At 68.2% G+C, this 25,774-nt stretch carries 26 protein-coding genes; 22 read left to right on the forward strand and 4 right to left on the reverse strand.

Annotation, left to right across the window (positions count from 1 at the left end):
* The 7 genes from AC5Y4T_RS13300 (at position 1) to AC5Y4T_RS13330 (ending at position 5,106) form a co-directional block, all read left to right on the forward strand.
* Positions 1–318 (forward strand): WXG100 family type VII secretion target, encoded by a 318-nt coding sequence (locus AC5Y4T_RS13300; protein WP_499920616.1) that lies wholly within the window; start codon positions 1–3, stop codon positions 316–318.
* Positions 319–327: 9 nt separating this feature from the next.
* Positions 328–630, forward strand: coding sequence for a WXG100 family type VII secretion target (locus tag AC5Y4T_RS13305; RefSeq protein ID WP_499920774.1), 303 nt, complete (start codon positions 328–330; stop codon positions 628–630).
* 262 nt (positions 631–892) lie between these two features.
* Positions 893–1,336 (forward strand): 50S ribosomal protein L13, encoded by a 444-nt coding sequence (rplM, locus tag AC5Y4T_RS13310; RefSeq protein ID WP_499920614.1) that lies wholly within the window; start codon positions 893–895, stop codon positions 1,334–1,336.
* 17 nt (positions 1,337–1,353) lie between these two features.
* Positions 1,354–1,881, forward strand: a complete 528-nt coding sequence (gene rpsI, locus AC5Y4T_RS13315) for a 30S ribosomal protein S9 (RefSeq protein ID WP_499920772.1) — start codon at positions 1,354–1,356, stop codon at positions 1,879–1,881.
* A gap of 149 nt (positions 1,882–2,030) precedes the next feature.
* The gene (gene glmM / locus AC5Y4T_RS13320; RefSeq protein ID WP_499920612.1) at positions 2,031–3,368 is read left to right on the forward strand and encodes a phosphoglucosamine mutase; all 1,338 of its coding nucleotides are present in this window, start codon (positions 2,031–2,033) and stop codon (positions 3,366–3,368) included.
* 43 nt (positions 3,369–3,411) lie between these two features.
* Positions 3,412–3,741, forward strand: a complete 330-nt coding sequence (locus AC5Y4T_RS13325) for a hypothetical protein (RefSeq protein WP_499920610.1) — start codon at positions 3,412–3,414, stop codon at positions 3,739–3,741.
* A 3-nt stretch (positions 3,742–3,744) separates the two neighbouring features.
* Positions 3,745–5,106: a hypothetical protein gene (locus AC5Y4T_RS13330; protein WP_499920608.1), complete on the forward strand. Its 1,362-nt coding sequence runs from the start codon at positions 3,745–3,747 to the stop codon at positions 5,104–5,106.
* 4 nt (positions 5,107–5,110) lie between these two features.
* On the opposite strand, the gene AC5Y4T_RS13335 is transcribed toward AC5Y4T_RS13330, so the two are convergent.
* From AC5Y4T_RS13335 to AC5Y4T_RS13345, 3 genes are all read right to left on the reverse strand, one after another.
* Complete coding sequence (locus AC5Y4T_RS13335) at positions 5,111–6,151, reverse strand: LLM class F420-dependent oxidoreductase (RefSeq protein ID WP_499920607.1); 1,041 nt, start codon at positions 6,149–6,151, stop codon at positions 5,111–5,113.
* A 167-nt stretch (positions 6,152–6,318) separates the two neighbouring features.
* Positions 6,319–7,158 (reverse strand): dienelactone hydrolase family protein, encoded by an 840-nt coding sequence (locus AC5Y4T_RS13340; protein ID WP_499920605.1) that lies wholly within the window; start codon positions 7,156–7,158, stop codon positions 6,319–6,321.
* A gap of 82 nt (positions 7,159–7,240) precedes the next feature.
* Entirely contained in the window at positions 7,241–7,438 is a 198-nt protein-coding gene (locus AC5Y4T_RS13345) for an Rv1535 family protein (protein WP_499920604.1), read from the reverse strand.
* A gap of 511 nt (positions 7,439–7,949) precedes the next feature.
* Between AC5Y4T_RS13345 and glmS the strand changes: the two genes are divergently transcribed.
* The 11 genes from glmS (at position 7,950) to tsaD (ending at position 19,562) form a co-directional block, all read left to right on the forward strand.
* Positions 7,950–9,836: a glutamine--fructose-6-phosphate transaminase (isomerizing) gene (gene glmS, locus AC5Y4T_RS13350; protein WP_499920602.1), complete on the forward strand. Its 1,887-nt coding sequence runs from the start codon at positions 7,950–7,952 to the stop codon at positions 9,834–9,836.
* Positions 9,837–9,959: 123 nt separating this feature from the next.
* Complete coding sequence (locus tag AC5Y4T_RS13355) at positions 9,960–10,874, forward strand: DUF4436 domain-containing protein (protein ID WP_499920600.1); 915 nt, start codon at positions 9,960–9,962, stop codon at positions 10,872–10,874.
* 104 nt (positions 10,875–10,978) lie between these two features.
* Positions 10,979–11,659 (forward strand): rhomboid-like protein, encoded by a 681-nt coding sequence (locus AC5Y4T_RS13360; RefSeq protein ID WP_499920770.1) that lies wholly within the window; start codon positions 10,979–10,981, stop codon positions 11,657–11,659.
* Between the two features lie 127 nt (positions 11,660–11,786).
* Complete coding sequence (locus tag AC5Y4T_RS13365) at positions 11,787–13,226, forward strand: NAD(P)H-hydrate dehydratase (RefSeq protein ID WP_499920599.1); 1,440 nt, start codon at positions 11,787–11,789, stop codon at positions 13,224–13,226.
* Between the two features lie 44 nt (positions 13,227–13,270).
* The gene (gene gad, locus AC5Y4T_RS13370; protein WP_499948302.1) at positions 13,271–14,635 is read left to right on the forward strand and encodes a glutamate decarboxylase; all 1,365 of its coding nucleotides are present in this window, start codon (positions 13,271–13,273) and stop codon (positions 14,633–14,635) included.
* Positions 14,636–14,685: 50 nt separating this feature from the next.
* Positions 14,686–15,861 carry an alanine racemase gene (alr, locus tag AC5Y4T_RS13375; protein ID WP_499947741.1) on the forward strand — a complete coding sequence of 392 codons (1,176 nt, stop codon included), beginning with the start codon at positions 14,686–14,688 and terminating at the stop codon, positions 15,859–15,861.
* Between the two features lie 52 nt (positions 15,862–15,913).
* Positions 15,914–16,963: an alpha/beta fold hydrolase gene (locus AC5Y4T_RS13380; protein WP_499920596.1), complete on the forward strand. Its 1,050-nt coding sequence runs from the start codon at positions 15,914–15,916 to the stop codon at positions 16,961–16,963.
* Positions 16,964–17,009: 46 nt separating this feature from the next.
* Positions 17,010–17,456 carry a tRNA (adenosine(37)-N6)-threonylcarbamoyltransferase complex ATPase subunit type 1 TsaE gene (gene tsaE / locus AC5Y4T_RS13385; RefSeq protein ID WP_499920766.1) on the forward strand — a complete coding sequence of 149 codons (447 nt, stop codon included), beginning with the start codon at positions 17,010–17,012 and terminating at the stop codon, positions 17,454–17,456.
* On the forward strand, positions 17,453–18,076 hold the full coding sequence (gene tsaB, locus AC5Y4T_RS13390) for a tRNA (adenosine(37)-N6)-threonylcarbamoyltransferase complex dimerization subunit type 1 TsaB (protein ID WP_499920594.1): 624 nt from the start codon (positions 17,453–17,455) through the stop codon (positions 18,074–18,076). Before tsaE ends, tsaB begins: the two co-directional genes overlap by 4 nt.
* Complete coding sequence (gene rimI / locus AC5Y4T_RS13395) at positions 18,073–18,540, forward strand: ribosomal protein S18-alanine N-acetyltransferase (RefSeq protein ID WP_499920592.1); 468 nt, start codon at positions 18,073–18,075, stop codon at positions 18,538–18,540. Before tsaB ends, rimI begins: the two co-directional genes overlap by 4 nt.
* Entirely contained in the window at positions 18,537–19,562 is a 1,026-nt protein-coding gene (gene tsaD, locus AC5Y4T_RS13400) for a tRNA (adenosine(37)-N6)-threonylcarbamoyltransferase complex transferase subunit TsaD (RefSeq protein ID WP_499953594.1), read from the forward strand. The genes rimI and tsaD overlap by 4 nt, the downstream gene beginning before the upstream one ends.
* On the opposite strand, the gene AC5Y4T_RS13405 is transcribed toward tsaD, so the two are convergent.
* Positions 19,559–20,197 carry a C39 family peptidase gene (locus tag AC5Y4T_RS13405; protein WP_499920588.1) on the reverse strand — a complete coding sequence of 213 codons (639 nt, stop codon included), beginning with the start codon at positions 20,195–20,197 and terminating at the stop codon, positions 19,559–19,561. The genes tsaD and AC5Y4T_RS13405 overlap by 4 nt on opposite strands.
* Positions 20,198–20,470: 273 nt before the next feature.
* Here AC5Y4T_RS13405 and groES point away from each other — a divergent pair, with 273 nt between their 5' ends.
* The 4 genes from groES to AC5Y4T_RS13425 all read left to right on the forward strand — a co-directional run bounded on the left by groES (position 20,471) and on the right by AC5Y4T_RS13425 (position 25,774).
* Positions 20,471–20,773, forward strand: coding sequence for a co-chaperone GroES (gene groES, locus AC5Y4T_RS13410; protein ID WP_067129444.1), 303 nt, complete (start codon positions 20,471–20,473; stop codon positions 20,771–20,773).
* A gap of 136 nt (positions 20,774–20,909) precedes the next feature.
* On the forward strand, positions 20,910–22,526 hold the full coding sequence (gene groL / locus AC5Y4T_RS13415; RefSeq protein ID WP_499920586.1) for a chaperonin GroEL: 1,617 nt from the start codon (positions 20,910–20,912) through the stop codon (positions 22,524–22,526).
* Positions 22,527–22,622: 96 nt separating this feature from the next.
* Positions 22,623–24,152 (forward strand): adenylate/guanylate cyclase domain-containing protein, encoded by a 1,530-nt coding sequence (locus tag AC5Y4T_RS13420; RefSeq protein WP_499953598.1) that lies wholly within the window; start codon positions 22,623–22,625, stop codon positions 24,150–24,152.
* A gap of 101 nt (positions 24,153–24,253) precedes the next feature.
* Positions 24,254–25,774 (forward strand): adenylate/guanylate cyclase domain-containing protein, encoded by a 1,521-nt coding sequence (locus tag AC5Y4T_RS13425; RefSeq protein ID WP_499953603.1) that lies wholly within the window; start codon positions 24,254–24,256, stop codon positions 25,772–25,774.

Here is a 25,774-nt window from a genome sequence, read left to right on the forward strand (position 1 = left end):
ATGGCTGCATCGAACACAGTGAGCACCGATCTCGACCTGATGCGGTCGGTGGCGGGCACCACCGACGCCCGCAATGAGGAGATCCGGGCGCTGCTGCAGGCGTTCGTCGGCCGCATGAACGGTGTGCCGCCGTCGGCATGGGGCGGGCCCGCGGCCGCTCGCTTCAAAGACGTGATGGATCGCTGGAACGCGGAGTCGGTGCGGCTCTATCACGCCCTGCACTCCATCGCCGACACCATTCGGCACAACGCGGCGGCCCTACAGGAGGCCGGCCAAAACCACGCACACCACATCGCCGCCGCCGGCGGGGATGTGTGACGAGAGAGGATTCCGGTGGACTCGGTCCTGTCCTATAACTTCGGCGAAATCGAACACACGGTGCGTCAGGAAATTCACTCCACGTCCGAACGCTTCAATGCGGCGCTGGAGGAGCTGCGATCGCAGATCGCACCGCTGCAGCAGCTCTGGACCAGCGAAGCGGCCGCCGCATACCAGGCTGAGCAGCTCAAATGGCACCAGTCGGCGACGGCCCTCAACGAAATTCTGACTGCCCTGGGACACGCCGTGCGCGACGGTGCGCAAGAGGTGGCCAACGCCGACCGCCGGGCCGCCGGCGTCTGGGCGCGGTAGCGACCGAATAGACCACTGCGCGGAGGTAGCCGCGCCGTGAGACTGTGTGGTCCTGGCGGGGGAGAGCCGCTGGGACCACACAGTCATTTTGACCTGCGGGGATGGCGGTCGGTAAGCTGCTCCGTTGGCGTGCGGTACGCCGGGCCTCGGGTCAATGTCGGTCGCCGAGACGAAGCCCTGCCGCGAACGCCTGACCGGCGCCCGGGTCACACCGGGATCCACCTCGAGCCAAGAGGCTCGCAAAAAGAAAGTGGTAAGCGCTGTGCCTACGTACACGCCAAAGGCGGGTGACACCACGAGGTCGTGGCACGTCATCGACGCCACGGACGTGGTGCTTGGCCGCCTTGCCGTCGCGGCGGCCACCCTGCTGCGCGGCAAGCACAAGCCGACGTTCACCCCCAATGTCGACGGCGGTGACTTCGTCATCGTCATCAACGCCGAGAAGGTGTCCTTCAGCGGCCAGAAGCTGGACAAGAAGCTGGCTTACCGCCACTCGGGGTATCCCGGCGGCCTGAGCAGCCGCACCATCCGCGAGCTGATGGAGAAGCACCCCGACCGCGTGGTAGAGGACGCGATCGTCGGCATGCTGCCCAAGAACAAGCTCGCCCGTCAGGTCGCGCGCAAGCTGCACGTCTACGCCGGTCCGACGCATCCCCACGCCGCACAACAGCCCGTTCCGTACGAGATCAAGCAGGTGGCCCAGTGACCGAAACGCCCGAGGCCGTGGAAAACCCCGAGAACCCTGAGAGCCCGGAAACCCCAGAAGCCGTCGAGGCCGTCGCCGAGGTGACCGAGGCGCCGGCAGAGGCCGCCGAAGGCCCCGCGGCCGCCGAAGCCGCCGCGCCCGCCGCGTCCTTCGTGTTCGACCGGCCCATCCAGACGGTCGGCCGCCGCAAGGAGGCCGTGGTGCGGGTGCGCCTGGTGCCCGGCACCGGCAAGTTCAACCTGAACGGCCGCACCCTGGAAGGCTACTTCCCCAACAAGGTGCACCAGCAGCTGATCAAGGCCCCGCTGGTCACCGTCGATCGGGTGGAGAGCTTCGACATCTACGCGCTGCTGCACGGCGGCGGCCCCTCGGGGCAGGCCGGCGCGCTGCGATTGGGCATCGCGCGGGCGCTGATCCTGGCCCAGCCCGAGGACCGGCCGCCGCTGAAGAAGGCCGGCTTCCTCACCCGTGACCCGCGTGCCACCGAGCGCAAGAAGTACGGCCTGAAGAAGGCCCGCAAGGCGCCTCAGTACAGCAAGCGCTGATCAGCAGTCGCTATCCGGCCACAACTTGGCATCGTGGTGCACAAGTTGTGGCCGGTTGCGGCGTGTCTGCGCCCCTGCGCGGCCGGTTTCGTCCACAAAGGAACGGGCACGTTAGGTGCTAGCCCGACAACTGTGAGAGGTTTGGTCGCATGGGTCGACTATTCGGCACCGACGGTGTCCGTGGGGTCGCCAATCGCGAGTTGACCGCCGAGCTGGCGCTCGCGCTGGGTGCCGCGGCGGCGCGGCACCTGGCGAGCGCGCGGGCACCGGGCCGGCGGGTTGCGGTGATCGGCCGCGATCCGCGGGCCAGCGGCGAAATGCTGGAGGCCGCGGTGATCGCCGGGCTGACCAGTCAGGGCGTCGACGCGCTGCGGGTCGGGGTCCTGCCCACGCCCGCGGTGGCCTACCTGACCGGCGCCTACGACGCCGACTTCGGGGTGATGATCTCCGCGTCGCACAACCCGATGCCCGACAACGGCATCAAGATCTTCGGCCCCGGCGGCCACAAGCTCGACGACGGCACCGAGGACCGCATCGAGGCCCTGCTCGAGGTCGATCCTGGGTTGCGCCCGGTCGGCGCCGGGATCGGCCGGGTCATCGATGCCGAGGACGCGGACGACCGCTACCTGCGCCACCTGAGCAAGGCGAGCACGCTGCGCCTCGACGGCTTGACCGTGGTGGTGGACTGCGCCCACGGCGCGGCCTCTGCGGTGGCCCCGCGCGCCTACCGCGCCGCCGGCGCCCGCGTGATCGCGATCAACGCCGACCCCAACGGGCTCAACATCAACGACGACTGCGGCTCCACGCACCTGGATTCGCTGCGGGCGGCCGTCGTCGCGCACCGCGCCGACCTGGGCCTGGCCCACGACGGGGACGCCGACCGTTGCCTGGCCATCGACGCCGACGGAAACCTAGTCGACGGCGACCACATCATGGTGGTGCTCGCGCTCGCGATGCACGAGGCCGACGAACTGGCGTCCAAGACACTGGTGACCACCGTGATGAGCAATCTGGGGTTGCACCTGGCTATGCGCTCGGCGGGAATCACGGTGCGCACCACCGGCGTTGGCGACCGCTACGTCGTGGAGGAGTTGCGGGCGGGCGACTACAGCCTGGGTGGCGAGCAGTCCGGGCACATCGTGATGCCCGCGCTGGGCTCGACCGGCGACGGCATCGTCACCGGCCTACGGCTGATGACCCGCATGGTGCAGACCGGCTCGTCGCTGGCCGAGCTGGCCTCGGCGATGAAGACGTTGCCGCAGGTGCTGATCAACGTGACGGTCGCCGACAAAGACAGCGCCGCCAGCGCGCCCGCGGTGCGAAGCGCCGTCGGAGAGGCCGAGGCCGAACTGGGCGACACCGGCCGAATCCTGTTGCGCCCCTCAGGAACCGAACCGATGATCCGGGTCATGGTGGAAGCGCCGGAGAAGGACCTAGCTCAGCGTGTCGCCACCCGGGTCGCCGAAGCGGTCAGCGACGCACGGTAGATCTCCCCGGAACCCCGCCGCGCCCGCAGGCGTCGGATAAGGCATGAAATCCGTTGGGGGAACACGTCCCGTACCCATCGCCCGAACGCAGCTCGACGTGTCGTCGGCGCGGCGGGTCGCTAACCGATTCGCGACCGCGGCCGAATTCATCGACCGCGCGGTATCCGACCATTTGTCCAGGCTCGCTTTCGGCGGCGCCGGCGCCGGCCGCACGCACACGACGCGTGGCGAGGCACTGCGCGCCGAATTGGAGCGGCTGGTGGCACAGGTATCGCAGTGGTCGCGCGCGTCGGCCGAGATCGCCGCGGCGCTGCGGTCGAGCGCCGAATGCTACGCCGATGCCGAACTGTATGCCGCGGCGCGGATCGCCTGACTCGTGGCCGACCGATTGGATGTGGCCGCGCGCCTCGCCGAGGGCCGGGCCGCCGTCGAGCACACCCAGACCTACGTGCAGGCCTGCCATGCGCTGGGCTACCAAAACCCCGACCTGACAACGCATCCCGCGCAGGTTCGCGAGCGGTATGCGGGCGAGGACGGCCTGGACCTGCACGCGCTGGACCGCGACTGCGCGGAGTTGCGGGCGGCGAGCGTGGTGGCGGCCGAAGCGCTGCGGATGCAGCGCGCCCAGGTGGCCGAGCTGGCCGCGGCGTGGATCGGTCCGGGCGGGGACGCCGCCGTGCAGCTGTTGCAACGGCATTGCGACACCGGCGACGCCGTCGTCACCGAACTGCGCGCGGCGGCCCAGCGATGTGAGTCGCTGCGCGACAACCTGTGGTATCTGGTCGATTCGGAGGTGTCGAACGTCATCGCCGTCGACGACCGGGTGCGCGCTCAGCGGCCGGCCTGGCTGGCCGCCGCCGCCGCGGTCCTGGCGGGCGACCGGGACGGTGCCGCCGACGTCGTGCGCCAGCAGGTGATGCCCTACGTGGACAACGACATTCGCAACGACTGGGTGAGGGCGATGCGGTCCGCCTCGGATGGCGTCGAGACGTCCTACGCCATGGTCATCGACAAGATGACCGCCGTCCCGACGGCGCGCTTCGAATTCCCCGGCGATCTCGGGGCGGGAATTGCGCCGGCGCAGTTCGCTCCGCCCGTGGACACCGGCCCCGTCCCGGCGGTGGGTCCCGCGCCGACGTTGACGTCCGCCGTGCCCGATCCCGTCAGTGCCGCACCGGCTTCGGCGGCCCCGGCACCGCCGCCGGTCGCTGCCGCGGGCATGCCGATGGGCGATCCGGGTGGGCTGGGCGATGGCGACCTCGGTGGCGGATTTGGCGGTGGCGGACTCGGCGGCGGGCTTGGCAGTGGTGGCGGCCTTCTCGGGCTGGCCGGCCGGATCGTCGATGCGGTGGGCGGGCTGATCGGATCGGCCGGTGACGGGTTGGGCGGCTCGGACGTAATGAGCGACGGCGAGGATCCGTTCGACGAAAGGCCTTTCGACGCAGACGATCCCGAGCGCACAGGGGACGCCGCCGACGACGTCACCGACGATCAGGCCGTTGCCGACAAGACCCCCGATCGTCCAGACGATCCCGCCGAAACCAACCAACCCGTCGACGAACCTGAGCCCGGGCCCGACGACGCAGCGGTCGAGGCCCCGCCACCGGCCGGTACACCGCCACCGGACCCGCCGCCCGCACCACCCGCCGCACCTGTCGCCGAACCGTCGCCCGCGGCCGGCCAGGGCTCGACGCCGTGCGAGATTGCCGCCGACCAGCTTCCGCAGGCGGGGCAGTGACGGCTCAGGGCCGCAGCTTCAGAGCTTCCTCGACAAACCGCATGGATTCGGCGCGATCGGCGGCCAGCGGGTTCACCAACAGCGTCGTCACACCCGCCTCGGCGAAGGCGACCATGCGCTCGGCGACGTATCCGGGTGGGCCGATCAGCGACATGCCGCGCACCAGCTCGTCGGGCACCGCGTCGGTGGCCTCCTGTTTGCGACCGGACAGATACAGCTCCTGGATCCGGTCGGCGACATCTCCGAACCCATACCGCGTCGCCAGATTGTGGTAGAAATTGCGGCCTTTGGCGCCCATCCCGCCGATGTAGAGGCCCAGCTGCGGCTTGACCCACGCGAGCCGATCGTCGACGTTGTCCCCGATGGCCAGCGACGCGTGCACCATCACATCGAGCGGGCCCAGTGCGGGATCGCGCTTGGCGGCGCCGGCCGCCAGCGACTCGCCCCAGATCGACGCGGCCTTGTCAGGCAGGTAGAAGACGGGCTGCCAGCCCTCGGCGATCTCGGCGGTGAGCTCGACATTCTTGGGGCCCAACGCTGCGATGCTGACCGGAATGCGTTCGCGCACCGGGTGATTGATGAGCTGCAGCGACTTGCCCAGACCCGTCCCGCGATCGGCGGGCAACGGCAGCTGGTAATGCTTGCCGTCGTATTGCACGCGTTCGCGGCGCCACACCTTGCGGCAGATCTCCACGATCTCGCGGGTGCGGCCGATCGGGGCGTCGAACGGGACGCCGTGGAATCCCTCGATCACCTGCGGCCCGGAGGTGCCGATGCCGAGGCGGAATCGCCCGTCGGACACGTAGTCCAGCCCCGCGGCGGTCATCGCCAGCAGCGACGGCGTGCGGATGTAGATGGGCAGCACCCCGGACGCCAGCTCGACGGTGTTCGTCTTGGCGGCCAGATAGCCCAGTTGGCTGATGGCGTCGAAGGCATACGCCTCGGCCACCACTACCACTTTGATGCCGGACTTTTCGAGTTCGACCACGCGGTCCACGGCCTCGTGAAACCCACCCGAGTAATTGAGGGCGACCCCGATTCGCATCAATGACACTTACCACGCTGTCGCGCGGGCCGGGACCCTCAGCCGGCCGAGGTGCCCGAAGTCGTCGGTGACGATCTCCGCAGCGATGGGCCGCCCTTCCACAATTCGACGATCCAGCGGTCATAGAGCGCTTGCACAGTCGGCATAAAGGGTCAAGTGCCCCTGCCTCACTTGAGCAGCGCGACGATCTTCTCTTCCAGCGGAATCGCTTCGGCCTCGGGGTCGATCGCATCCGTACCCGGCAGGTGCGCCTGCGGATCGGCGAAATCGCGATACTTCTTGTCGCCGCCCAGGGCGTAGAGCAGGTAACCGGTCAACAGCGCGCGAACGGACCGCTGGGTGCGGCGGTGCGCGCCGGCCAGCCCCAGCACCTTGGTCAGCCGACGGCCCTCGACCAGCCCACCGGGCTGGGCCTTGCTGACGATGCGCAGCGTCGCCGCGTCCCACGCGTCGGCCAGCGCCAATGCGTTGGAGTTCAGCGTCTTGGGATCACCGGACGCGGTGAAGATCACCCCGGGAACCTTCAGCGTCGCGGCCGGCTGCTGAGCCGGCGGGCTGGTGACGCTGGGGAAAATCGCGGCAACTGCGGCGGGCTTGGCCGGCATCCCGGCCGCGGCGAACACCGCCGCCGAGCCGCCGAAACCGTGACCGACGACGCCGAGCTTGGCCGGATGGACGCTGATCTTGCCGGGACCCAGGCGCACCCCGGACACGATGTCCAGGGCGGTGCCGAGATCGAAGGCGAAGTTCAGCACCGACGGAGCCAGGCCGCGCTGGGTGTCGGGAGCGCCGGCCACGATGCCCCAGGACGCCAAATGCTCGAGCAAGTTCGAATACCGGTCCGCGCCGGTGAGCCAGTCGTGGCCGAACGCCACGCCGGGCAGATTCAGCCCCGCCTCGGGGGTGTACACCACTCCCGGCAGGCCGGCAAAGGCCAGGTCACCACGCAAAACCCGATGAGGGCCACGGCGGCTGAGAGCTGCGACGAGCTTGCGGATGCGGGCCACGCGTTGACGTTAGCGCATCGCAATCGGGCGCCGGGGGAGAAGGAACGCCGCCTCGCTGGCCCGGCCGGTGCGCGAGGCTCTGTTAGCCCGTGACCTCGATGACACCCGCCCGCCACAGCGCCGCGTAGAGCTGGCGCAGCGGGACGGAGAACACTTTGGTGGTCAAGTCCATCAACGGGTGGCCGGAACTGGTCGACGCCTGCGCGCACGGTTTGGGTGCCTGCCGTAGCGTCGGCACCATGACGGCCGGCGCCAGATCGTCGTCGCGAACCGCGGTCATGATTGCCTCCTCATGGCGCCCGTCGGGCTGAATTCACGGCGCGGCACAATGCGTGGTCCCAGGTAGCCAGAATATCCGACTCGTGCCTGACAAAAGCCTGACTGCAAATCGATGGCCCCGGTTCTGCCGCAGTCACGCTGCGTAATCGTGATCGGACGGGCTTGAAAGGCAGCTCGTCTTTCGGAGCCTTGAGGTTTTTCCGGTCTTTGCTGGCGTTTCAGATATTACCGCGGGATATCCCATTGGGTGTTGGTCGGAACGAAAACGTCGCAAATACATCAAGTGAATACGAATCCGCGTTTATGACGAGTGAGTGAATGGGCTCGGCGGATGGGTCCACGGCGTCCAGTTGGCGCTGTCCCAGTATCGGATCGCGGTCCAATTGGAGATCAGCGCGGCCCAGTTCATTGGCGGTAGGGATAGGTCACAGCGGGCCTTTCGCGCAGGTGGGCGGCCTAACCCTAACCGCGGAGTGCGGGGTTGGTGGTCCGCCTGCACTACCCTGTTCAGAATGTGCGGAATTGTCGGCTATGTCGGGCAGCAGCCCGCCTGTGAGGTCGTCATGTCCGCGCTGCGCCGGATGGAGTACCGCGGCTACGACTCGTCGGGCGTCGCCTTGGTCAACGGCGGCGGCCCGTCGGCGGGCACGCTGACGGTCAGCCGTCGTGCCGGCCGGCTGGCCAACCTGGAGGAGGCGATCGCCGAAATGCCGGCGTCGTCGCTGACCGGAACCACCGGCCTGGGCCACACCCGGTGGGCCACCCACGGACGACCCACCGACCGCAACGCCCACCCGCACCGCGACGCCGCCGGCAAGATCGCGGTGGTCCACAACGGCATCATCGAGAACTACGCCAACCTGCGCCACGAGCTGGAGGCCGAGGGCGTGGAGTTCGCCAGCGACACCGATACCGAGGTGGCGGTGCATCTGGTGTCGCAGGCCTACCGGCACGGCCCCACCGCGGGCGATTTCGCCGCCTCGGTGCTCGCGGTGCTGCGCCGCCTGGACGGCCACTTCACGTTGGTGTTCGCCAACGCTGACGACCCCGGCACCATCGTCGCCGCCCGCCGCTCCACCCCGCTGGTGATCGGCATCGGCGACGGCGAGATGTTCGTCGGCTCCGACGTGGCGGCCTTCATCCCGCACACCCGCAACGCCATCGAACTCGGGCAGGACCAGGCCGTGGTGATCACCGCCGACGGTTACCGGATCACCGACTTCGACGGCAACGACGACCTGGGACTCGGGGCATACCGCGAGTTCCACATCGACTGGGACCTGGCCGCCGCCGAAAAGGGTGGCTACGAGTACTTCATGCTCAAGGAGATCGCCGAGCAGCCGACCGCCGTGGCCGACACCCTGCTGGGGCACTTCGTCGACGGCCGGATCGTGCTCGACGAGCAGCGGCTGTCCGACCAGGAGCTCCGCGAGATCGACAAGGTGTTCGTGGTGGCCTGCGGCACCGCATATCACTCCGGCTTGCTGGCGAAGTACGCGATCGAGCACTGGACACGACTGCCGGTCGAGGTCGAGCTCGCCAGCGAATTCCGGTACCGCGACCCGGTTCTGGACCGCAGCACCCTGGTGGTCGCCATCTCGCAGTCCGGCGAGACCGCGGACACCCTCGAAGCGGTCCGGCACGCCAAGGAGCAGAAGGCCAAGGTCTTGGCGATCTGCAACACCAACGGCTCGCAGATACCCCGCGAGTGCGACGCCGTGCTCTACACCCGCGCCGGCCCGGAGATCGGGGTGGCCTCGACCAAGACGTTCCTGGCCCAGATCACCGCGAACTATCTGGTCGGTCTGGCGCTGGCGCAGGCCCGCGGCACCAAGTACCCCGACGAGGTGCAGCGCGAATACCACGAGCTGGAAGCGATGCCGGACCTCGTCGCGCGGGTCATCGCGACGATCAAGCCGGTGGCCGCCCTGGCGTATCAGTTCGCCCAGGCCCCGACGGTGCTGTTCCTGGGCCGCCACGTCGGATACCCGGTGGCGCTGGAGGGCGCGCTGAAACTCAAGGAATTGGCGTACATGCACGCCGAGGGATTTGCCGCCGGCGAGCTCAAGCACGGCCCCATCGCGCTGATTGAAGACGATCTGCCGGTCATCGTCATCATGCCGTCCCCCAAGGGCTCGGCCGTGCTGCACGCCAAGTTGTTGTCCAACATCCGCGAGATCCAGGCCCGCGGCGCGATCACCATTGTCATCGCCGAGGAAGGCGATGACACCGTGCGCCCCTACGCCGACCACCTGATCGAAATCCCTTCGGTGTCAACGCTTTTGCAGCCGCTGCTGTCGACGATCCCGCTGCAGGTGTTCGCCGCGTCGGTGGCCCAGGCCCGTGGCTACGACGTCGACAAGCCGCGAAACCTGGCCAAGTCCGTCACCGTCGAATAGGCGCGCCCAGCTCGCGTCGATACTTCGCCCGTATCACCGGCGGACACCCAGCCGATCCATTACATTGCCCTGGGGCAGCATTTGCGGCAGGCGGGTTGGGGTGAAGTCCGTACGGGAGGAAGTATGCGATCGGCCGGCACGAAATACGGCGTCGTGGGCCTTGTCGTTCTGATCCTCGCGGCATACGCGGTAGCGGTCGGGATGTATGCGCAAAGCGGTACCGGCCGGCGCCTGGATGTTGCCACGCCGACTGGCGACGGCGACAAGCCGTCGGCGACCATCAATGTCGAAGACATTCAGTCCAACAACAGCGTGCTCGCCGTCAATCTGGCGTTCAATCCCGGATCGGCGTTGCTGGACCCGAAAACCCACCACCTCAAGGACGATCTGAGCCTGCGCGTCAGGTCCGCCGCGATGCCTTCTCGGCACACCTGGACCAAGGGCATGCTGCCGGGCCTGATGGCCGTCCCGCTGACCATCGCCGGCCAGATCGAGCGGTGGCCCTTCGATCAATACCGCTCGGGGCCGATCGAAGTCGAGATCTTCTACGGCCCTGACACCGACCGGCAACCCGACCATGTGCCGGTCACCTTCGTCGATCACCTTTCGGGGTGGCGGCTATCCGCCACCAGGGCGCAGGCGGACGGCCCCTACCGACTGAACGTGCGGCGGTCGCTCAGTACCGCGGCGTTCGCCATCGTCATCCTCGGCGTGCTCATCACGATCGCCAGTCTTGCTCTGGTGGTAGCGGTTCAGACGGCCCGCGACCGGCGGCCGTTTCAGCCACCGATGACGACGTGGTACGCGGCCATGCTGTTCGCCGTGGTGCCCCTGCGCAACGCGCTACCCGGCTCGCCGCCATTCGGCAGCTGGGTCGACATCACCGTCGTCATCTGGGTGCTGGTCGCGTTGGCGGTCTCGATGATTCTCTACATCGGGTGCTGGTGGCGGCATTTGAAGCCGGTGCCCACCCCGGCGCCGGCGAGTCCGGCCCCGGCGCCGGACCCGGCGGATCCGGCTCCCGCGCCTGCGAAGTAGCCGATCGCGGGCGGCGTGTTGCCGCCGAAGTCGTCCGGCGCCCCGCCCCTCGTGCGAAGGTTGATGTCGTGGCGGCTCCATCGGTTCGCAGTCGAGTGCGCAGCATGACGCTGGTGGTCTGGCATTTCGTCATCACCGCGCCGCTGACCTACTGCTGGCTGCTGGTGCTGATGATCACGACGTTCATCCAGACCCATCTCACCGGCCGCGAGCTGCACTCCGTACTGCTGCACCGCTCCACCAACATTCACGAGTTGGGCAGCGACCCGCTCGGCGTCCTGTTCGCCAGCCTGCTGTGGATCGACGGCAAACACTTCGAGCCGTACCTGCTGCTGTTCACGCTGTTTCTCGCGCCGGCCGAACACTGGCTCGGCCAGCTCCGCTGGCTCACTGTGGGATTGAGCTCGCACATCCTTGCCACCTACATCAGCGAAGGCATCCTCTACTTTGCGATCGAGGACCACGACGCCCCGCAACGCCTGGTGCACGCCCGCGACATCGGGGTCAGCTATTTCCTTGTCGGCGTGATGGCCGTGCTGAGTTACCACATCGTCCGGCCTTGGCGCTGGGGATATCTCGGGGTGTTGTTCGTCATCTTCGGTTTCCCGCTGATCACCATGGGCAGCGAATTGAATTTCACCGCGATCGGGCACTTCACCTCGATCTTCATCGGCTTGTGCTTCTACCCGATGACTCGCACACGCTCGAAACGCAGCGGCCCGTTGAGTCCCGCGCGCCTGCGGGCCATGGCGCGCCGCAATGTGCCGCCGGAGACTTCGGCCTAATGCCGGCACCTGCCGGAACCCGAAAGACTGTGGGCGCCAGATTATTTCGAGATAGCGCCGGCCGCCGTCGGCGCCCGCGAACCGAGCGCGGCCGTCCACCGCGACCGCGACACGTAATCTGACTCTGATGCGCCATTACTACTCCGTAGACGCGATCCGGCAGGCCGAGGCGCCATTGCTGGCCAGCCTGCCCGACGGTGTGCTGATGCGGCGCGCGGCGTATGGGCTGGCCACCGAGATCATCGGCGAGTTGGCCGCCCGCACCGGCGGCGTCACCGGCCGACGGGTGTGTGCGGTCGTCGGCTCCGGAGACAACGGCGGTGACGCGTTGTGGGCGGCCACCTTTCTGCGCCGTCGCGGCGCGGCCGCCGACGCGATTCTGCTCAACCCCGAGCGCACCCACCGCAAAGGCCTGGCGGCGTTCCTGCGGGCCGGCGGCCGCATCGTCGAAAGCGTCTCGCCGACAACCGATCTCGTCATCGACGGCGTGGTGGGCATCTCCGGCTCCGGAGCGCTGCGACCCGCCGCGGCCGAGGTGTTCGCCGCCTTGGACAGGCCGGGCGACGCGAAAATCCCGGTGATCGCCGTCGACATCCCCAGCGGCATCGACGCCACGACCGGGGCGATCAGCGGTCCCGCGGTGCACGCCTGCCTGACCGTCACCTTCGGTGGGCTCAAACCCGTGCACGCACTCGCCGACTGCGGCCGCGTGGCACTGATCGACATCGGGCTGAGGCTGCCCGGTCCACCGAACGTCGCAGCGCTGGGGTTCGAGGCCGCCGACGTGGCCGCCCGCTGGCCGGTGCCCGGACCCCACGACGACAAATACACCCAGGGCGTCACCGGCGTGATGGCCGGCTCGTCGACCTATCCGGGCGCCGCCGTGCTGTGCACCGGCGCCGCCGTCGCGGCGACCTCCGGCATGGTCCGCTACGCCGGCAGCGCGCACCGCGAGGTGCTCGCGCACTGGCCCGAGGTCATCGCGTCGCCCACCCCCGCGTCGGCCGGACGGGTGCAGTCCTGGGTCGTCGGGCCGGGATTGGGCACCGACGACGTCGGCGCCGCGGCGCTGTGGTTCGCCCTCGAAACCGACCTGCCGGTGATCGTGGACGCCGACGGGCTGACCATCCTGGCGGCCCATCCCGAGCTGGTGGCCAACCGCACCGCGCCGACGGTGCTGACCCCGCACGCGGGTGAATTCGCCCGGCTGGCGGGTAACCCACCCGGTGATGACCGGGTGGGTGCGTGCCGCAAGCTGGCCGACGCGTTCGGCGCCACGGTATTGCTCAAGGGCAACGTCACGGTCATCGCCGATCCGGGCGGCCCGGTCTACCTCAATCCGGCCGGGCAGTCGTGGGCGTCCACCGCCGGCTCCGGTGACGTGTTGTCCGGCATGATCGGCGCGCTGCTGGCGTCAGGGTTGCCGCCGGCCGAGGCGGCCGCGGCCGCCGCCTTCGTGCACGCGCGGGCCGCGGCGCTGTCGGCCGCCGACCCGGGGCCCGGCGAGGCGCCCACCTCGGCATCGCGCATGGTTCCGCACATCCGAGCCGCCCTGGCCGCCCTGTAGGAGAGACCTTCAGAAAGGAATTCGTTGTGCCCCAACACCCTTCCATGCCCGCGCATTCCATCGCCCCGGCGTATACGGGCCGCCTGTTCACCGCGCCGGTACCGGCGCTGCGGATGCCGGACGAGTCGATGGACCCGGAGGCCGCGTACCGCTTCATCCACGACGAGCTGATGCTCGACGGCAGCTCGCGCCTGAACCTGGCCACGTTCGTCACCACCTGGATGGATCCGCAGGCCGGGCGGCTGATGGCCGAGACGTTCGACAAGAACATGATCGACAAGGACGAGTACCCGGCCACCGCGGCCATCGAGCAGCGCTGCGTGTGCATGGTGGCCGACCTGTTCCACGCCGACGGCCTGCGCGACGACGACCCGTCCAGCGCCTGCGGGGTGTCCACGATCGGCTCGAGCGAGGCGGTGATGCTGGGCGGGCTGGCGATGAAGTGGCGCTGGCGCGAGAAGGTCGGCAAGGACTGGAAGACGCGCACCCCGAACCTGGTGATGGGCTCCAACGTGCAGGTGGTCTGGGAGAAGTTCTGTCGCTACTTCGACGTCGAACCGCGCTACCTGCCGATGGAGGAGGGGCGCTACGTCATCACGCCCGAGCAGGTCACCGACGCTGTCGACGAGGACACCATCGGGGTGGTGGCGATCCTGGGCACCACCTACACCGGCGAGCTGGAGCCCATCGCCGAGATCTGCGCGGCCCTGGACAAGCTGGCCGCCGGCGGCGGGGTGGACGTCCCGGTTCACGTCGACGCCGCCAGCGGCGGGTTCGTGGTGCCCTTCCTGCACCCCGACCTGAAGTGGGACTTCCGGCTGCCCCGGGTGGTGTCGATCAACGTCAGCGGCCATAAGTACGGGCTGACCTATCCGGGCGTCGGCTTCGTGGTGTGGCGCAGCAAGGAGTACTTGCCCGAGGACCTGGTGTTCCACGTGAACTATCTGGGTGGCGACATGCCGACGTTCACGCTGAACTTCTCCCGGCCCGGCAATCAGGTGGTCGGCCAGTACTACAACTTCCTGCGGCTGGGCCGCGAGGGTTACACGCAGGTCATGCAGACGCTGTCGTCGACCGCGCGCTGGCTGGGTGAGCAGCTGCGCGTCGGCGAACACTGCGAGCTGATCTCCGACGGCTCGGCGATCCCGGTGGTCGCCTTCCGGCTGGCCCGCGGCCTCGGCTACACCGAGTTCGACGTCTCCCACGAGCTGCGCGGCTATGGCTGGCAGGTGCCGGCCTACACCATGCCGGACAACGCCACCGACATTTCGGTGTTGCGCATCGTGGTGCGCGAGGGGCTCTCCGCCGACCTGGCCCGGGCCCTGCACGACGACGCCCGCACCGCGCTGGCGTCGCTGGACAAGCTCAAGCCGGGTGGGCACTACAGCGCCGAGCACTTCGCGCACTAGGTTCTGCGCCGAACGTCGAGTTGTCGGGCCCGATTGCGGGGTCTGGGACAATGGCGGCCGTGTCCGCTACGACGACATCCCTGACACCGGGCGTCCTCGCTGAGGCCCTGGTCGACCTGGGGGCGATTGAGCACAACGTGCGGCTGCTGTGCGAACACGCGGGCGACGCGCAGGTGATGGCCGTGGTCAAGGCCGACGGCTACGGCCACGGAGCCCCCCAGACGGCGCGCGCAGCGCTGGCCGCGGGGGCCACCGAGTTGGGTGTCGCCACCGTCGCCGAGGGCCTGGCGCTGCGTGCGGCCGGAATCACCGCGCCGGTGCTGGCCTGGCTGCACCCGCCCGGCATCGACTTCGGGCCCGCGCTGCTGGCCGACATACAGGTCGCCGTGTCGTCGGAGCGCCAACTCGACGAGCTGCTGGACGCGGCGCGCCGCACCGGCCGGACCGCGACCGTGACCGTCAAGGTCGACACCGGGCTGAACCGCAATGGGGTGCCCCCGGGGCAGTACCCCTCGGTGCTGACCGCGCTGCGCAGGGCCGTCGCCGAGGAGGCCATCGTGCTGCGGGGGCTGATGTCCCACATGGTGTATGCCGACCAGCCCGCCAATCCGGTGAACAACCTTCAGGCCCAACGATTCAGCGACATGCTGGCCCAGGCGCGCGAGCAGGGTGTGCGGTTCGAGGTGGCGCACCTGTCGAACTCGTCGGCCACGATGTCTCGCCCCGACCTGGCGTTCGACATGGTGCGCCCCGGCATCGCGATATACGGGCTGAGCCCGGTGCCCGAGCGCGGTGACCTGGGTCTGGTGCCGGCGATGACGGTGAAATGCACTGTGGCCCTGGTGAAGTCGATCACCGCGGGGGAGAGCGTGTCGTATGGCCACACCTGGACCGCGCAGCGCGACACCAACCTCGCGCTGATTCCGGTCGGCTACGCCGACGGCGTCTTCCGGTCCCTGGGCGGTCGGCTGGAGGTGTTGATCAACGGCAAGCGGCGGCCGGGCGTCGGGCGGATTTGCATGGACCAGTTCGTCGTCGACCTCGGGCCGGGACGCGCCGACGTGGCCGAAGGCGACGAGGCGATCCTGTTCGGGCCGGGCGTCAAAGGTGAACCCACCGCGCAGGACTGGGCCGACCTGCTCGGCACCATCCACTACGAAGTGGTGACCAGCCCCCGCGGCCGGATCACCAGAACCTACCGCGAGGCGCGAACCGTTGAGTCCTGAAAAACCCCGCAGGCGCCGCAAGGGCAGGGCCTGGCTTGCGGGAGGTGCGGGGGTGACGGCCGTCGCCACCATCATAGGAGCCTCGGCCCGCCGGTCGATGACCCAGCGTGCCACCGTCGAAGACCCGTACGCCCATGAGGATTTCAACCGGCTCGAAGACGACACCAGCCTGGTGGTGACCACTCCCGACGGGGTACCGCTGGCGGTCCGCGAAGCCGGTCCGGCCGACGCACCGCTGACCCTGGTGTTCGTCCACGGATTCTGTTTGCAGATGGGCGCCTTTCACTTTCAGCGCACGCGGCTGCCCGATCAGTTGGGTCCCGACGTGCGGATGGTCTTCTACGATCAGCGCGGGCACGGCAGATCCGGCGAGGCCGATCCCGAGACCTACACGCTGACCCAACTCGGCAGGGACCTGCAAACCGTGCTGAACGTGGTGGCGCCGCGTGGAATGATCGTGCTGGTGGGCCACTCGATGGGCGGCATGACGGTGTTGTCGCATGCCCGCCAGTTCCCCGAGCAGTACGGGCGCCGAATCGTGGGCGCCGCGATAATTTCCTCGGCGGCAGAAGGCGTTTCGAGGTCACCACTCGGTGAGATACTCAAAAACCCTGCGCTGGAAGCGGTCCGCGTTGCCGCGCGGTCCGCACCGAAGCTGATGCACCGGGGCCGCAACGTGTCCCGGTCGTTGATCGGCCCGGTGCTGCGGGCCGCCTCCTACAGCGACCTGCAGGTCAGCCGGAGCCTGGACGCGTTCTCCCAGCGCATGATGAACAGCACCCCGATCCCCACCATGGTGGGCTTCCTGGACGCCTTGGAAAAGCATGACGAGACCGCCGGGCTGTGGACGCTGCTGCGCATCCCGACCCTCATCGCATGCGGCGACCACGACCTGCTCACCCCGGACGAGTATTCACGAAAAATGGCCGCCAGCCTGCCGCAGTCCGAGCTGGTCATCGTCGCCGGGGCCAGCCATCTGGCGCTGCTGGACAAGCCCGAAGCCATCAATGGCGGGCTGGTCCGATTGGTCAGGCGGGCCACCCCGGGCAAGGCGGTGCTGCGGATGCGACGGATGCGGGAAAGGTTGCGGCGCCGTGGCTGAAATCGACCGCGAGGGCGCCGCAACCCTGGAGCGCGTCGAGGACACCATGGCGCTGGGCTCACGACTCGGGCAACAGCTGCGGGCGGGCGACGTGGTGGTGCTCTCCGGTCCGCTCGGTGCGGGAAAGACCGTGCTGGCCAAGGGGATTGCCGCGGCACTGGATGTCGACGGGCCGGTCACCTCGCCGTCCTACGTGCTGGCGCGGGTGCATCCGCCGCGGCGCCGCGGCACCCCGACCATGATCCACGTCGACATGTACCGGTTGCTCGACCACACCGGCCCTGAGGGCGCCGGCCTGCTCGGCGAACTCGATTCACTGGACCTGGACAGCGATCTCGACGACGCCGTCGTCGTCGTGGAATGGGGTGAGGGCCTGGTCGAGCGGCTGGCCGAACGCCACCTCGACATCCGGCTCGAGCGCGTCACCCGATCCGATGTGCGGATCGCGACCTGGCGGTGGGCCGACAACGCCGACGATGACGGTGGATCATGAGCATCGTCCTCGCCCTCGACACCGCCACGCCGGCCGTGACGGCCGGCCTCGTGCGCCGTGAGGACCTGTGCGTGCTCGCCGAGCGCGTCACCGTCGACCCCCGGGCCCACGCGGAACGGCTCACCCCGAATGTCGTTGCGGCCCTGGACGATGCGGGACTGACGATGGCGGACCTGGATGCCGTCGTGGTGGGTTGTGGGCCGGGGCCTTTCACCGGTCTGCGGGCCGGGATGGCCACCGCCGCCGCCTACGGGCACGCGCTGAACATTCCGGTGCACGGTGTGTGCAGCCTGGACGCCATCGGCGTGCGTACCGCCGGGGACACGCTGGTGGTCACCGACGCCCGGCGGCGCGAGGTGTACTGGGCCCGCTATCGCGACGGTGTACGAACCCACGGACCCGCGGTCGATGCGGCGGCCGACGTCGACCCGGGTACCGCTGCGGCCGTCGCCGGCTCACCCGAACACGCCGGCCTGTTCGCTTTGCCGGTGTGCGAGCCGAGCTGCCCGACACCGGCCGGACTGGTTGCGGCGGTGGCCGATTGGTCCGTCGACCCGGAGCCGCTGGTGGCCCTGTATCTGCGTCGGCCCGACGCCAGACCGCTGGCGACGGGCCGATGACCGCCCACAGCGAAGCCGTGACCTTCGGCGGCCTGACCCGAGCCGACGCGCGGCGCTGCGCGGAGCTGGAGGCCCAGCTCTTCGACGGCGACGACCCCTGGCCCGCGGCGGCTTTCCACCGCGAATTGGCCAGTGCCCACAACCATTACGTGGCCGCACGGATCGGTGAGACGCTGATCGGTTATGCCGGCATCTCGCGGCTGGGCCGTACCCCTCCGTATGAGTACGAGGTGCACACCATCGGTGTGGATCCCGCATACCAAGGCCGGGGGATTGGTCGCCGGCTGCTCGAGGAGCTGCTGACCTTCGCCGACGGCGGCGCCGTTTACCTGGAAGTGCGCACCGACAACGAGGCGGCCATCGGGCTCTACACCAGCGTCGGGTTCGAGCAGATCGGCCTGCGCCGCCGCTACTACCGGGTCAGCGGCGCCGACGCGTACACGATGCGCAGGGAGGCCACATGACAACTATCCTCGCAATCGAAACCTCGTGCGACGAAACGGGAGTCGGCATCGCGCGGTTGGACGCCGACGGCACGGTGACGCTACTGGCCGACGAGGTGGCTTCCAGCGTCGACGAACACGTCCGCTTCGGCGGCGTGGTCCCCGAGATCGCCTCACGCGCGCACCTGGAGGCGCTGGGGCCCGCGATGCGCCGCGCGCTGTCGACCGCCGGCCTGGACAAGCCGGACGTCGTTGCGGCCACCATCGGGCCCGGACTGGCCGGCGCCCTACTGGTGGGAGTCGCTGCGGCCAAAGCGTATTCGGCTGCGTGGGGCGTGCCGTTCTACGCGGTGAATCACCTGGGTGGCCATCTGGCGGCCGACGTGTACGAGCACGGGCCGCTGCCCGAGTGTGTGGCGCTGCTGGTCTCCGGCGGCCACACCCATCTGTTGCATGTGCGTTCGCTCGGCGACCCGATCATCGAGCTGGGCAGCACCGTCGATGACGCCGCCGGCGAGGCCTACGACAAGGTGGCGCGGCTGCTCGGGCTGGGCTATCCGGGCGGCAGGGTCCTCGACGAGTTGGCGCGCGCCGGTGATCGCGACGCCATCGCCTTCCCGCGCGGCATGACCGGGCCCCGCGACGACCCGTACGCGTTCAGCTTCTCCGGGCTCAAGACGGCCGTGGCGCGCTACCTGGACAGCCACCCGGACGCGGTGAACGCCGACATCGCCGCCGGGTTCCAGGAGGCCGTCGCGGACGTGCTGACCAAAAAGGCGGTGCGCGCGGCCACGGATCTCGGCGTCAAGACCCTGCTGATCGCCGGTGGGGTGGCCGCGAATTCGCGATTGCGCGAGCTGGCTGAGCAGCGCAGCGCGGCGGCCGGGCTGACCTTGCGGATCCCCAGGCCCAGGTTGTGCACCGACAACGGCGCGATGATCGCGTCCTTCGCCGCGCACCTGGTCGCCGCCGGGGCGCCGCAGTCACCGCTGGACGTGCCCAGTGATCCCGGTCTGCCGGTGGTAAAAGCGCAGGTGGCCTAGGCGACGATGAGCAGGTTGTTGCTCGTCGCCCAGGCCCGGGTGAAGGTGGCCAGGGGAATCAGCTCGTCGCGGCCGTTGGGTGTGCCGCTGTCGTTGAGGTGAACGACGTTGTTGCGGGTGTCGACGCCGGTGACGACGACGGCGTGGTCGGCGTTGGTCCGCTGTCCCTTTCCCTGCGGATAGTTCCAGATGGTTTCGGCGTTGATCGCCGCGATCACCTTGCGGCCGGCGGCCAGGTCCTGCTCCATTCCTTGCAAGGTGTTGCCCGTCGTCAGCTGGGATTGGACACCGTACTTGCTCAGCAGCAGCACCATGTCTTGCGGAGAGGTGCCGTCGAAGAAGTAGACGCCGCCGTGGTGGGCTTCGCTTCTGGTGAACACCCCGCGTAGCTCGATGCCGACCTGGCTGGGTTCTTTACCGGTGACCTGCCCGACCACGTCGGCAACGGCCATCAGGCCGCAGTCCTCGCCGATCTGATAGCGCCAGTAGGGCGCGGCGGCTTGCGGATTGCCGTACATCTGGCCGTTTGGGTCGGCGTGCGCCGCCCCGGTCAGCCCGGTACAGATAGACGAGAACGCCATGATGTTCGCTATTGCGATGGCGGCGCCGTTGGCACGCCGGATGCGCGAGTCCACGAATTGATTATTCACTTTGGTCCACGTGCGCAAGGTGACTCGCCGCGACTCTCACGGGAAGCAGCAGGGCGCCCTTGAGTGCTAGCACTCTCGTGTATAGAGTGCTAGGTGGCAATCGGCCAAACCCTGTGTCGGCACCCGCGACGACGGCGCTCGGGCACGGACGAATGCCGAACACCTGATAATTCGGCAGGGGCGGGTTCAACCCGTACCGGCCGTCAACTCCGGTCCGGGGACTCCCGGACCCGACCCAAACAGTGGAGGGCTCCAATCGTGGCGAAGGTGAATATCAAGCCACTCGAGGACAAGATTCTCGTGCAGGCCAACGAGGCCGAGACCACGACCGCGTCTGGTCTGGTCATTCCTGACACCGCCAAGGAGAAGCCGCAGGAAGGCACCGTCGTCGCAGTCGGCCCCGGCCGGTGGGACGACGACGGCGCAAAGCGCATCCCGCTGGACGTCTCGGAAGGCGACACCGTCATCTACAGCAAGTACGGCGGCACCGAGATCAAGTACGGCGGCGAGGAGTACCTGATCCTGTCGGCACGCGACGTGCTGGCTGTCGTCTCCAAGTAAGAACCGTGTTCCGCCCCGGCGATCCCCGCGTCCTGCGCGGGTGATTTCCGGGGCGGCATGCGTTTGGGGCTAGTGGCGATCGCAAGCGCGGCGAAGCCGGGCGAAGCGGGTCGCCACCATTCAAACAAGGAGCCTGATGAGCAAGATCATTGAGTACGACGAGACAGCGCGTCGCGCGATCGAGGCGGGCGTGAACACGCTCGCCGACGCGGTGCGGGTGACCCTCGGGCCGCGGGGCCGGCATGTGGTGCTGGCCAAGGCATTCGGCGGCCCGGCCGTCACCAACGACGGTGTGACCGTCGCGCGTGAGATCGACCTGGAGGACCCGTTCGAGAACCTGGGCGCCCAGCTGGTGAAGTCGGTGGCCACCAAGACGAACGACGTCGCCGGCGACGGCACCACGACCGCGACCGTGCTGGCCCAGGCGCTGGTCAAGGGCGGCTTGCGGCTGGTTGCGGCCGGCGCCAACCCCATCGAACTGGGCGTGGGAATCAGCAAGGCCGCGGACGCGGTGTCCGAGGCGCTGCTGGCGTCGGCCACCCCGGTCTCCGGCAAGGACGCCATCGCGCAGGTGGCGACCGTGTCGTCGCGCGACCAGCTGCTGGGTGAGCTGGTCGGCGAGGCGATGACCAAGGTCGGCGCGGACGGCGTGGTCAGCGTCGAAGAATCCTCGACGCTGAGCACCGAGCTCGAGTTCACCGAGGGTGTCGGCTTCGACAAGGGCTTCCTGTCGGCGTATTTCGTCACCGATTTCGACGCCCAGCAGGCCGTCCTGGACGACCCGTTGATCCTGTTGCACCAGGACAAGATCAGCTCGCTGCCCGACCTGCTGCCGATGCTGGAGAAGGTCGCCGAATCGGGCAAGCCGCTGCTGATCATCGCCGAGGACATCGAGGGCGAGGCGCTGGCGACGCTGGTCGTCAACTCGATCCGCAAGACTCTCAAGGCCGTCGCGGTCAAAGCGCCGTTCTTCGGCGACCGCCGCAAGGCGTTCCTGGAGGATCTGGCGGTGGTGACCGGCGGCCAGGTGATCAACCCCGACGCGGGCCTGCTGCTGCGTGAGGTCGGCACCGATGTGCTGGGCTCGGCCCGCCGCGTGGTGGTCAGCAAGGACGACACCGTCATCGTCGACGGCGGTGGCCCCAAGGATGCGGTGGCCAACCGCATCAAGCAGCTGCGCGCCGAGATCGAGGCGAGCGACTCCGACTGGGACCGCGAGAAGCTGCAGGAGCGGCTGGCCAAGCTGGCCGGCGGCGTGGCCGTCATCCAGGTGGGGGCCGCGACCGAAACCGCGCTCAAGGAGCGCAAGGAAAGCGTCGAGGATGCCGTCGCGGCCGCGAAAGCGGCTGTCGAGGAAGGCATTGTCGCCGGCGGTGGCTCGGCGCTGCTGCAGACCCGCAAGGCGCTGGAAGAGCTCCGCAAGTCGCTGAGCGGCGATCAGGCGCTGGGCGTCGACGTCTTCACCGAGGCGTTGGCGGCACCCCTGTACTGGATTGCCACCAACGCCGGGCTCGACGGCGCGGTCGCGGTGCACAAGGTGACCGAGCTGCCCAACGGGCACGGGCTGAACGCGGACAAGCTGACCTACGGCGACCTGATCGCCGATGGCGTCATCGACCCGGTGAAGGTCACCCGCTCGGCGGTGCTCAACGCGGCGTCGGTGGCCCGGATGGTCCTCACCACCGAAACGGTGGTCGTCGACAAGCCGGCCGAGGAGGCCGACCACGGCCACGGTCACCATCACCACCACTGAGTGAAAAGACAAGCGCTCCCGGCTCAAAAGGCCGGGGGCGCTTGTTTGTTCGCTGACTCCGCCCACGGGCCGCGGTTCAGCGTCTACGGTCGCCGCATGGACCGCATCTGGCAGTGGGCGTGGGATCGTTGCAAGGCGGGATACTCGTGGGCGGTCTACGCCGTCGGGGTCCCTTTGATGCTATGGACCTACCTGTTCTGGCTGTTGTTGATTGTTGCCGTGCAGGGATCCGATCGGTACGTCGAAGCGGCTGTTCTCGCCCTCATCGCCGCACCCGTGTCGTGGTATGTGGCCGTGCTTCCCGGCGTGGGGAGCGGGCGCCTCGTGGAGCGGTGGGCGACGGGACGCGATGTCGATCGGGCGACCGCATTGGACGCCACCTACGCCTGGGCCCGGGGGACGGTCGTTCGGGCTGTGGGGTTCAACGCTATGTGGACCGGGCTGTTATCCGTCGTTGTCGCCACCATTGCCGGGGCGACGAGGTCGCAATGCGTCCAATACGGGGTCCTGGGCGCTTTGATGGGGACGGCCGTTGTGATGAGTGGAGTGCACGGCACGGCCGAAGCAGCGGCTCGGCCGGTCAGAATGGCGATCGCCGGTGACACGGCGGTTGGTGACAACCTGCCGCGCTCTCGTCCGACTTTCGCCTTCTGGTCAAGCGTGGCCCTACTGGCGAGTTCGTTCCTGTTCGCCGTCGACGGCACCATGCTGCTGGCTGCAATCGGTTGGGCGCGTGAGCAACCGGTGCTCTTTGCGATCATCGGGTGCGCGTTGGTGATCGGCTTCGGGATGCCGATGACCGTCGGTGCCGCGCTCGCGCCATCGCTGCGGCCGATTCGCGACCTCGCCGAAGGGACGGAACGGGTGGCGGCCGGCGATTACGGTCGGCGTTTGCCGGTGGTTCAGGATGACGATTTGGGCGCCCTTGCCGCGTCGTTCAATCGGATGCAGGCGGGTTTGGCTGAGCGGCAACGGCTTCAGAGCGCGTTCGGGACGTATGTCGATCCGGCGTTGGCAGCGCGGCTGCTGCAGCAGGGCGACGACGTGTTCACCGGGGAGCGGCGGGAGGTGACGGTGATGTTCGTCGACATCCGCGACTTCACCCCGTTCGCTGAGGCGAATACCGCCGAGGACACGGTCGCGCGGCTTAATGCGTTGTTCGAGATTGTGGTGCCCGCTGTCGTCGACGCCGGTGGGCACGTGAACAAGTTTCTCGGCGACGGTGCGCTGGCCGTCTTCGGCGCCCCGAACGATCTCGCCGGTCATGCCGATGCGGCGGTGGGCGCTGCCGTCGGTATTCAGGGCTTGGTGGCCCAGCGTTTCGACGGTGCGCTTCGGATCGGCATCGGCATCAACACCGGCAAGGTGATTGCGGGAACCATCGGCGGCGGAAGCAAGCTGGAGTTCACCTTGATCGGTGACACCGTCAACGTCGCGGCCCGCGTGGAGCAGCTCACCAAGACCACCGGTGACACGATCCAGCTGACCCAACAGACCGTCGATGCTTTGGCTTATCGACCGGACGGACTCGTCGACCGGGGGGCACATGAACTGAAAGGCAAGTCCGCCGCTGTCCAGATCTTCGGACTCGATTCAGTGGTTACCCCGGCCCATGATCTCGGTTGATCTGCCAAACGCGAGCCAGCCTCTGGTCGCGACGAAGCGCCCGGTCATTCGGCAGGGCCGTTTCAGTCGTTCAGATACGTTGCGCGTTCTAATCTCGCGGCATGGACCGGATTTGGCAATGGGCATGGGATCGGTACGCAGCGAGGTACTCGTGGGCCTTCTTCGCGATGGCATGCGTCCTCATGCTGTCTGGTTATCTGTTTTGGTCGTTGGCCGTCGTCGCTTTTGAGAGATCCGATCAGTACGTGGCGGCGGCTGCCATGACCGTCGTCGCTGTATTGGCGATGACATACCTGATGGTTCTTCCTGGGCGAGGTTGGATCCTTCCTGCCGAGAAGTGGGCAGCGGGCCTCGAAGTCGATCGGGTGACGGCGCTGGCCGCCACCTACACGTGGGCCCGCAGCGCGGTTGCACGAGCGATCGCGGTCAACGCGGTGGGCGCCACCTTCCTTATGCTCACGGTCGCTGTGATCGCCCACGCGAGTGCATGGCGGCTAGTCCAATACGGGGTGATGGGCGCTGTTCTCGGAATCGCGTTCCAGCTCATGGCAATTCATGGTTTCCTGGAATCGGCGCTGCGACCTGTCAGAGTCGCTCTCGCTGGTGACACCGGCGCAGGCGACGCTATGCCCCGCGCTCACCCGTCCTTTACAGTATGGTCGAACGTCTCGGTGCTCGCGTCTACCTTTGCATTTGCCGCCGGAGCCACGATGCTCGCCGCTGTATTCCACTGGGCCAACGAATTTCCCGTACTGTCCGTGGTGACCGCAGGTGCGTTGACGCTTGCGTATGCGGTGCCGATCACTATCGGTGCCACCCTATTGCCATCGTTGTCGCCTATCCGTGACCTCGCCCATGCAACTGAACGCGTTGCGGCGGGGGACTACAGTCAGCGCTTGCCGGTGGTTCAGGACGATGACCTTGGTGCGTTGGCGGCGTCGTTCAATCGGATGCAGGAGGGTCTGGCCGAGCGACAGCGACTTCAGGCGGCGTTTGGAACCTATGTCGACCCGGCCTTGGCTGCGCGGCTGCTTCAGCAGGGCGACGACGTGTTCATCGGGGAGCGGCGGGAGGTGACGGTGATGTTCGTCGACATCCGCGACTTCACCCCGTTCGCTGAGGCGAATACCGCCGAGGACACGGTCGCGCGGCTTAATGCGTTGTTCGAGATTGTGGTGCCCGCTGTCGTCGACGCCGGTGGGCACGTGAACAAGTTTCTCGGCGACGGTGCGCTGGCCGTCTTCGGCGCCCCGAACGATCTCGCCGGTCATGCCGATGCGGCGGTGGGCGCTGCCGTCGGTATTCAGGGCTTGGTGGCCCAGCGTTTCGACGGTGCGCTTCGGATCGGCATCGGCATCAACACCGGCAAGGTGATCGCCGGAACCATCGGCGGCGCAAGCAAGCTGGAGTTCACATTGATCGGTGACACGGTCAACGTCGCGGCGCGCGTCGAGCAACTCACCAAGACCACCGGTGACACGATCCTGCTGACCCAACAGACCGTCGATGCTTTGGCTTATCGACCGCACGGACTCGTCGACCGGGGGGCACATGAACTGAAAGGCAAGTCCGCCGCTGTCCAGATCTTCGGACTCGATTCAACGGTTCATTACTCGCCCTGA

It is taken from the genome of Mycobacterium sp. NGS11, assembly GCF_059813315.1.

Bases quoted from the DNA above. Each gene is read 5' to 3' on its own strand.
- glmS (WP_499920602.1), top strand. From the start codon at position 7,950: ATGTGCGGAATTGTCGGCTATGTCGGGCAGCAGCCCGCCTGTGAGGTC.
- AC5Y4T_RS13355 (WP_499920600.1), top strand. From the start codon at position 9,960: ATGCGATCGGCCGGCACGAAATACGGCGTCGTGGGCCTTGTCGTTCTG.
- AC5Y4T_RS13420 (WP_499953598.1), top strand. From the start codon at position 22,623: ATGGACCGCATCTGGCAGTGGGCGTGGGATCGTTGCAAGGCGGGATAC.
- gad (WP_499948302.1), top strand. From the start codon at position 13,271: ATGCCCGCGCATTCCATCGCCCCGGCGTATACGGGCCGCCTGTTCACC.
- AC5Y4T_RS13335 (WP_499920607.1), bottom strand. From the start codon at position 6,151: ATGCGAATCGGGGTCGCCCTCAATTACTCGGGTGGGTTTCACGAGGCC.
- groL (WP_499920586.1), top strand. From the start codon at position 20,910: ATGAGCAAGATCATTGAGTACGACGAGACAGCGCGTCGCGCGATCGAG.
- tsaB (WP_499920594.1), top strand. From the start codon at position 17,453: ATGAGCATCGTCCTCGCCCTCGACACCGCCACGCCGGCCGTGACGGCC.
- AC5Y4T_RS13425 (WP_499953603.1), top strand. From the start codon at position 24,254: ATGGACCGGATTTGGCAATGGGCATGGGATCGGTACGCAGCGAGGTAC.
- AC5Y4T_RS13365 (WP_499920599.1), top strand. From the start codon at position 11,787: ATGCGCCATTACTACTCCGTAGACGCGATCCGGCAGGCCGAGGCGCCA.
- AC5Y4T_RS13300 (WP_499920616.1), top strand. From the start codon at position 1: ATGGCTGCATCGAACACAGTGAGCACCGATCTCGACCTGATGCGGTCG.
- tsaE (WP_499920766.1), top strand. From the start codon at position 17,010: ATGGCGCTGGGCTCACGACTCGGGCAACAGCTGCGGGCGGGCGACGTG.
- AC5Y4T_RS13325 (WP_499920610.1), top strand. From the start codon at position 3,412: ATGAAATCCGTTGGGGGAACACGTCCCGTACCCATCGCCCGAACGCAG.
- AC5Y4T_RS13345 (WP_499920604.1), bottom strand. From the start codon at position 7,438: ATGACCGCGGTTCGCGACGACGATCTGGCGCCGGCCGTCATGGTGCCG.
- rimI (WP_499920592.1), top strand. From the start codon at position 18,073: ATGACCGCCCACAGCGAAGCCGTGACCTTCGGCGGCCTGACCCGAGCC.
- alr (WP_499947741.1), top strand. From the start codon at position 14,686: ATGGCGGCCGTGTCCGCTACGACGACATCCCTGACACCGGGCGTCCTC.
- tsaD (WP_499953594.1), top strand. From the start codon at position 18,537: ATGACAACTATCCTCGCAATCGAAACCTCGTGCGACGAAACGGGAGTC.
- AC5Y4T_RS13360 (WP_499920770.1), top strand. From the start codon at position 10,979: ATGACGCTGGTGGTCTGGCATTTCGTCATCACCGCGCCGCTGACCTAC.
- glmM (WP_499920612.1), top strand. From the start codon at position 2,031: ATGGGTCGACTATTCGGCACCGACGGTGTCCGTGGGGTCGCCAATCGC.